Origin of the sequence: Terrimonas alba, from assembly GCF_042434975.1 — a bacterium.
GTDB classification, from domain to species: domain Bacteria; phylum Bacteroidota; class Bacteroidia; order Chitinophagales; family Chitinophagaceae; genus Terrimonas_B; species Terrimonas_B alba.
Genome location: NZ_JBHMQM010000054.1, coordinates 1 through 792 on the forward strand (window position 1 = coordinate 1; position 792 = coordinate 792).

The following is a 792-nucleotide window of genomic DNA, read 5'->3' on the forward strand; positions in this document are numbered from 1 at the left end:
AGCTGCTTCGCTGAAAGCCTCTGGCTTTCGCTCCCGCATCTGCTCCATCCGTGGGCACTTCGTAAATCCCGATCGTTGCTTGCAATGCGGAGCGACCAACATTCAAGTTCAGCTTCACGACAACTTATAACTTTAGAGACTTTCAATTGACAGGAAAAAGTGATTAAATCGCAGTACATACTTGATATTTTTGACCTTGCATTCGACGACCATCCGGAAAGTGACTTACTTAGAAAACAAATTCAGTTTCTCACCGTAACGGACACTGATCACACGGGAATCGGTGCTTTCATTCATTTTTCAAAAGACCCGGAAATCGAGCAATTCAAGCTTGACACTTCTAATGCAACTAATTTTGACACTGTTGGTAATCCGACTGACTTATTAGACGGCGTTGAAATAAGAAATCCTGAACTTTCAATACTTGCAGATGCAATGGTTTGGTTGAAAAACGGTTTTATTGACCATTTGGAAATTTTTAATAAATGTGGCGAAGATTATATTCAGACAGAACCAGAGCACTATCAGTTAGAACAAATGTGGCTTGATGACAAAAAAAGAAGAACAATCATCAGGTGACAAGGCACTGCAAGCAACATCGGTTTTGCAATATGGTGGCTGACGAATAAGTGCTGAACAAATGAACGCTATTCAACTTATCAATAAATTTAGGCAGACGGAACACGGAATGCCACCACATCGCAAAGCCGTTTTCCGTTCGACCGCAATGCCTCGCACAAGGAAAAATCCCTTCGTCCGCTTTGCGGACTCCCGGTCTTTTTCTCCTAAGCT

At 42.3% G+C, this 792-nt stretch carries 1 protein-coding gene; it reads left to right on the forward strand.

All coding sequences use genetic code 11. From position 1 onward, the window contains the following. The first annotated feature begins 159 nt into the window (after positions 1-159). Positions 160-579 carry a hypothetical protein gene (locus tag ACFEL9_RS26155; RefSeq protein ID WP_385896376.1) on the forward strand — a complete coding sequence of 140 codons (420 nt, stop codon included), beginning with the start codon at positions 160-162 and terminating at the stop codon, positions 577-579. Positions 580-792: the final 213 nt, after the last annotated feature.